The organism is Streptomyces aureus (assembly GCF_001418135.1).
In the GTDB taxonomy this organism is placed as follows: domain Bacteria; phylum Actinomycetota; class Actinomycetes; order Streptomycetales; family Streptomycetaceae; genus Streptomyces; species Streptomyces aureus_A.
Window position 1 is genome coordinate 1 of sequence record NZ_LIPQ01000580.1, and the last position, 6076, is coordinate 6076.

General features: G+C 68.6%; 4 protein-coding genes, 1 tRNA gene and 1 pseudogene. 3 read left to right on the forward strand and 3 right to left on the reverse strand.

The window, feature by feature from the left end:
- Nucleotides 1-86: 86 nt before the first annotated feature.
- Complete coding sequence (locus AOK00_RS34425) at nt 87-1295, reverse strand: acyl-CoA dehydrogenase family protein (protein WP_055604066.1); 1209 nt, start codon at nt 1293-1295, stop codon at nt 87-89.
- A 579-nt stretch (nt 1296-1874) separates the two neighbouring features.
- On the opposite strand from AOK00_RS34425, the gene AOK00_RS34430 reads away from it, so the two are divergent.
- Nucleotides 1875-1948: transfer RNA gene (locus AOK00_RS34430), tRNA-Pro, on the forward strand.
- Between the two features lie 127 nt (nt 1949-2075).
- Here AOK00_RS34430 and AOK00_RS41510 read toward each other — a convergent pair.
- Together AOK00_RS41510 and AOK00_RS34440 are read right to left on the reverse strand one after the other, a co-directional pair.
- A pseudogene (locus AOK00_RS41510) lies at nt 2076-2311 on the reverse strand (hypothetical protein); the annotation flags it as partial.
- A 335-nt stretch (nt 2312-2646) separates the two neighbouring features.
- The gene (locus AOK00_RS34440) at nt 2647-3597 is read right to left on the reverse strand and encodes a glycoside hydrolase family 16 protein (RefSeq protein WP_055604068.1); all 951 of its coding nucleotides are present in this window, start codon (nt 3595-3597) and stop codon (nt 2647-2649) included.
- Nucleotides 3598-3946: 349 nt separating this feature from the next.
- On the opposite strand from AOK00_RS34440, the gene AOK00_RS34445 reads away from it, so the two are divergent.
- Entirely contained in the window at nt 3947-4177 is a 231-nt protein-coding gene (locus AOK00_RS34445; RefSeq protein ID WP_159041920.1) for a hypothetical protein, read from the forward strand.
- A 238-nt stretch (nt 4178-4415) separates the two neighbouring features.
- Nucleotides 4416-6076: glycosyltransferase (locus tag AOK00_RS34450; RefSeq protein ID WP_055604070.1), on the forward strand; the 1661-nt coding region annotated here is incomplete at its 3' end.

Here is a 6076-nt window from a genome sequence, read left to right on the forward strand (position 1 = left end):
TGCCGGGAGCCCCGGTACGGCGACGGCCGTACCGGGGCTCCCGGCATGACGGGGGCGGCAGGGGCTCGCAGAGGTGAGCCCGGGCGTCAGACGTGGACGGGCTCGGGGTCCGGTGTGCGGACCAGCTCGGAGAGCCGCTCCGACCAGCTGCCCTTGTCCTGGCCGAGGGCGACCTCGGCCAGCCGCAGCAGCTGGATGTCGGAGGTGCCGGCCGGGGCGAAGATGTGGTGTGCGTCACGGAGGTACCGCTCGATGGCGCGGTCCGTGAAGAGGCCGGCGGCGGCGTGGATCTCCATCGCGTTGCGGCCGGAGTCGATCGCCGACTCGACGTTGACGAGCTTGGCGTTCATCAGCTCGGTGTCGCAGGAGAGCCCCTGGTCGAGCAGGTGCACGGCGTGGTACGCGGCGAGCCGGGCGGTCATGAGACGGGACTGCATCTGGCCGAGCTTGAGCTTGACCGTGGGGAGGTCGTGGAGCGGCTTGCCGTACCGGATGCGCTCGGAGGCGAAGCGGGTGGTCTCCTCCAGGATGGCCTGGTGGATGCCGAGCGAGACGGCGGTGAGGTTGGCCCGTCCGTACAGGACGCTGGAGGAGTACGCGACGGAGAGGCCGTCGCCCTCGTCGCCGAGGCGGTTGCTCGCCGGCACCCGGCAGTTCTCGAAGATCAGCTCGCCGAAGCTGAAGCCGTGGAGGCCCATGGCCTCCTGCTGCGGACCGGTCCTGAACCCCGGGCGATCGGATTCGACCAGGAACGCGGTGAGGCCCTTCGATCCGGGACCGGTCCTGACCACGACTCCGTGCAGATCGCCGACGTGGCTGTTGCCGACGTAGACCTTGCTGCCGTTGAGGATGTAGTCGTCGCCGTCCCGTACAGCGCTGGCGCTCATGCCGAGGACATGTCCACCGGACTCCGGCTCGGTGACCGCGATCGTCGGCAGGCACTCGCCCGCGGCGATGGCCGGAAGCCAGGTCTTGCGCTGCTCGTCGCTGCCGAAGTGGACGATCTTGGCGGTGCCCAGCTGGGAGGCCTGGACCATGGCGCCCATGGCGCCGCTGACCCGGGACAGCTCCTCGATGATGATGGTCTTGGCCAGGTGGCCGGCGCCCATGCCGCCGTATTCCTGGCTGATAGTCGCCCCCAGCCAGCCCTGCTCGGCGATCAGCCGGGACAGTTTGTGGTGCACGGTACGGGACGCTTCCATTTCCGCTATCCGCGGCCGAACCTCACGCTCCGCGAAGTCGCGGACCGTCTCCCTGAGCCGATGATGCAGGCGACTGCTGAAGTAGCTGTCCATGCGAGTGCCTCTCCCCTGCGAATCGCCTGACCGGTTGTCCGGTCAGGTGGTGCATCGGCAGTGGTCCCGTCCCGAACAGGCCGACCACTTCATGGTGTTGATCTTTCTGGGAGGGATCAATATCGCCACGATTTTTGTCCGAAACCCGAGCGGTTGACGATCGAATCGGACTGTGTTTCGTGTGGTCTTGGCCTGCTGGGCCCGATCCGCGAGACATTCCGCTTAGTCGTCTTTCTGCCACATGCCATCGGCAACCAAGCCAGGGGCATATGGCCATGAGAGCGCCTCGCTCACCACATGAGCACCTTCACCCCCAAAGAACGGACATTCCGGAACCCTTCCGCTCCCTCTTCCGTCCGGGCGGTGCACCCCTCGGATCCTCCGGACGCCGCCTCCCCGCCCCTCCGGGAGGCCTGGGGGAGACGCTTCCCGGTGCGTGGGTGCATCACGGAGAGTGAGCGCTCCACTCCTCGTGTCGATCTCTCCCGGGTGCCGGGAAAGGGTTCGTGACCACCGGGGAAAGTGCGGTATTGTTCTCATGCGCGTCCAGCCGGGGGAAACCCCAGGTCAGACGGGCAACGGGACGTGGCGCAGCTTGGTAGCGCACTTGACTGGGGGTCAAGGGGTCGCAGGTTCAAATCCTGTCGTCCCGACTTTTCGAAGTCGCGGATCAGGGGCCGTTTCAGAGCAATCTGAAACGGCCCCTGACTCGTTTCTGGGGACCCTGTGGGCATCAACTCGCCTTGAGGTGTCAGCGGGCGACCAGGATCGGCTCGGCAAGGCGTCGCGCAGGACGGCGGTGGAGATGCGGCCGCCCCGGGGACCGGTGAACATGTGCGCGTCGGGATCGGGGCCGGCGGCCAGGACGCGCTGCGCGACGAGGGGGAGGCTCTCCTCGATGACGGGGACCTGGCGGGCCCCCTTGCCCTTCGTCCCTCAGTCGACGAGGCCGCCGGGAGCGGGGGTGGTCTGGCGCCGATCCAGTTGGTGGTGTCGATGTCTCCGGCACGGCAGCCGTGACGTGCCCGCCGAGTTCGGTTTCGCCGAGGGCACGACGGGTGCCGTCGCGGCGGGTGAACCGTACCTCCACGCCCCACACCGGAAGGCCGAGCCGGCCGGGCCGCGGCGCGCCGCGGCACAGCTCAGTGTCGGAGCGCAGGGCCTGTGATTCCCGCGCGTACCGTGCGCCGGCAGAGTTGATCGGCCGTCACCAGCGACCGGGGGAACCCCATGAGCCGTTCGGCCACCCCCGGTTCCAGGAGGTGAAGTCCACCGGCGGCCCTCCAGGTGGTAGTTGATCTCCCGTTCGCTGAGCAGCACGTCGAGGGGGACGACCGTGCAGCGGGTGGGGTCAGGGCTTCGGGACGGTGTTGACGTAGTCGGTGCCGGTGCTGTGGAAGCCGTCCACCGTCTTCTGGACGTCCGCCTGGGAGACGGCCTCGTCGGCCTTGTAGTAGACCCAGTCGACCTTCATGTCCCAGATGCGCGGGCCACCGGTGAAGGGGAGGTCGATGAGCCAGTTGCTGAAGTGGATGTCCATCTGCTCGCGCGGGACGTACTTGCCGGAGCTGCTGAAGAGCTCCTTGCCGTCCAGGGAGTAGGTGACCTTTCCGTCCATGGCGGTGATCATCATGGTGTGCCAGCCATCGAGGCGCCGCTTGAGGGTGTTGTGAACCCGGTCCGGCGGGTCGGCCCTGTACCAGCTGACGTTGTCGAGCCGCGGCCCCACCGAACCCCAGCCGCCGTTCGGCAGGTACTCGAAGTCGAGTTCGCTGTAGTTCTCCGAGGAGTCCGAGGGGGAGATCGGGAAGAAGGCCTGGACGACGTGGTCGCCGTCACGTCCGCTCGTCGGCTTGTCACCGAGGTGGACCCGGGCGGCGAAGGTTCCCCTGAAGAAGTTCCGGCTCGTGGTCTGCACCTCGGCCTGCGTGGTGCCCTGCTCGGTGCCGTCGGTGGAGGAGCGCAGTCGTAGGACCTTGCCCCCCTCTGCCGTCGCGTCGGAGGGGAAGGCCGCGCCGTCGGCGCTCCAGGTGTCCTTGATCCCGGGGCCGCCCCCACCAGTACGGACCTCCCAGCCGTGCGCGGCGAGGGAAGGGTCGTCGGCACCGGTGTAGTTGAAGTCGTCGAACAGGGTTCCCGGCGGTCCGGTGGGCGTCGGCGAGGCGTCCCGCGCGGACCCGGCGGCGTCGGCGCCCCCGCCGGTCGCGGGGGCGGCGGAACACGCGGCGAGGACGCACAGGAGGGCGGGCAGTGTGAGCGCGGTCCACGCTCGGCGACGAGAGGTGCGGCGGGGCTGGCTCACACGGGTTCCTTGGGGCGTAGAGGCGGTGACTGGACACGCCCGTTGGATGCGGATCAGTCGCTGATGGCATGAATCGAGCGGTCATCCTAGCGAAGGATTTCAGCCATCTCGCCTCGTGTTCGCGACCCGGTCATCCAAGGGTTAGGAGGCGTCCCGTGGCATACCGATCCGATTACGACGCTCGATCAGACTGCGTCAAATACGCACATCACGCGCTAATCGATTCAGGGCATGGGTTAAGGTCCGCTCTACGCTTCGGCGGTCCCCACCCTGCACAAAAAGGCCACAAATGATGCGCCAAGTCGCCACATCCTCCAGGCGTGGATCGGTCCACTCGGCACAGCCCGACGTGGCTGAATCACGTCACTGGGAGCCCGCTCCGGCACCGGTGTTCGTCGACCAGTCGGGTCTGCGCAGCCGTCTGCTGCGGCGCTTCGGCTGGCCGGTCTCCGTGGTCGGCGCGATCCTGGCGGCCGCCATGGGAAGCAGCCTGATCGGCATGCAGTCGGACGCCCCGGCGATGGAGATACCGCCGAAGCCCTCGTACCTGCCCGCCAGGGGGCCCTTGTCGCCCTCCTGACCCTGGAGGGCGAGGTCCGCGACGTCTCACCCGAAAGTTCGGCCGTCACGCCGAACACCGCGACATTCCACGACATACCGCGGCCATCGTGCCGCCCGGAGCAACGCCTGCCGGCCGGCCGAGCGTGCCTGATCGTCCGCACCACCCATCTTCAGGAGCGCCCTTGTCCCGCCACCAGCGTCGTCGGCAGTCCCTGCTGAGACCACGCCGACTGGCTGCGCCACCGCTGCGCTTCTTCATGCCGCTGTCCCTGCTGGCCTGCTTGCTCGCGCTCCTCGTCCTCCGCGGCCTCGCCACCAACGAGGCGTTCCACGACACCCGGATCGCGACCTCGGTCGACAAGACGACCGTGCCGGAGAACCTGCTCAAGGGCGGGCCGATCATCGACGCGCGCGGCGACAAGAACGAGCGCCCCGTGAGCTATCGGATCCCCGACCGCACCGCGGTCCTGAGCTTCGACGACGGCCCCTCGCCGGAGTGGACCCCGAAGATCCTGGACGTGCTCGCGGCCCACGACATCCGCGCGGACTTCTTCGTGACCGGCGCGATGGCCACGCGCCACCCGGAGCTGATCCGGCAGATCGTCGCGGGCGGCCACGAGATCGGCGTGCACAGCTTCACCCACCCCGATCTGGTGTACCAGTCCGAAGCCCGGATCAGCTGGGAGCTGGCGCAGACGCAGCTGGCGCTGGCCGGCGTCGCGGGCGTCCACAGCGCGCTGTTCCGCCCGCCGTACTCCTCCGACGCCTCGGCGCTCGACGACTGGAACTACCCGGTGATCAAGTACGTGGGTTCCCACGGCTACCTCACCGCGTTCATCGACCGGGACACCCACGACTGGAAGCGTCCTGGCGTCGACGCGATCGTCAAGGCGGCGATGCCGCGCAAGCCCGGCGCGGGCGAGCTGATCCTGCTCCACGACGCGGGTGGCGACCGTACCGAGACCCTTGCCGCGCTCGAGCAGATCATCGAGAAGCTGCAGGGCGAGGGGTACCGCTTCGCCACCGTCTCCGAGGCGCTCGGCGCCACCAACGCCACCGTGCCGGTGCACGGCTACCAGCTGTGGGCGGGGAAGTGCTTCATCTGGGCCACCCAGGCCGCCGTGCTCACCCTGCCCGTTCTGGTCGCGCTGCTGGCTGTCGTCGGCTTCCTCAACTTCGGCCGGTTCGCGCTGATGCTCGTCCTCGCACCGCTGCACGCCCGACGCGCCCGGCGGCGGGACGCGTGGGGGCCACCCTTCACCGAGCCGGTCACCGTCCTCGTCCCGGCCTACAACGAACGCGAGTGCATCGCGAACACCCTCAACTCGCTGACCTCCAGTGACTATCCGATCGAGGTCATCGTCATCGACGACGGCTCCACGGACGGCACGGCGGACATCGTCGAGGCGATGGCCATGCCGTTCGTCCGGCTGATCCGCCAGGCCAACGGCGGCAAGTCCACCGCGCTCAACACCGGTATCGCGGCCGCGTCGCACGACATCGTCGTGATGATGGACGGCGACACCGTCTTCGAGCCGTCCACCGTGCGCGAGCTGGTCCAGCCGTTCGGCGACGCGACGATCGGCGCGGTCGCGGGCAACGCCAAGGTCGGCAACCGCGAGAGCCTGATCGGCGCCTGGCAGCACATCGAGTACGTCCTCGGCCACAACCTGGACCGCCGGATGTACGACATGCTCAACGTCATCCCGACCATCCCCGGCGCGGTCGGCGCCTTCCGCAAGGAGGCCCTGCGGCGGGTCGGCGGGATGAGCGACGACACCCTCGCCGAGGACACCGACATCACCATGGCGGTGCTCTGCGACGGCTGGCGGATCGTCTACGCCGAGCGCGCCCGCGCCTGGACCGAGGCCCCCGCCAGCCTCCAGCAGCTCTGGTCCCAGCGGTACCGCTGGAGCTA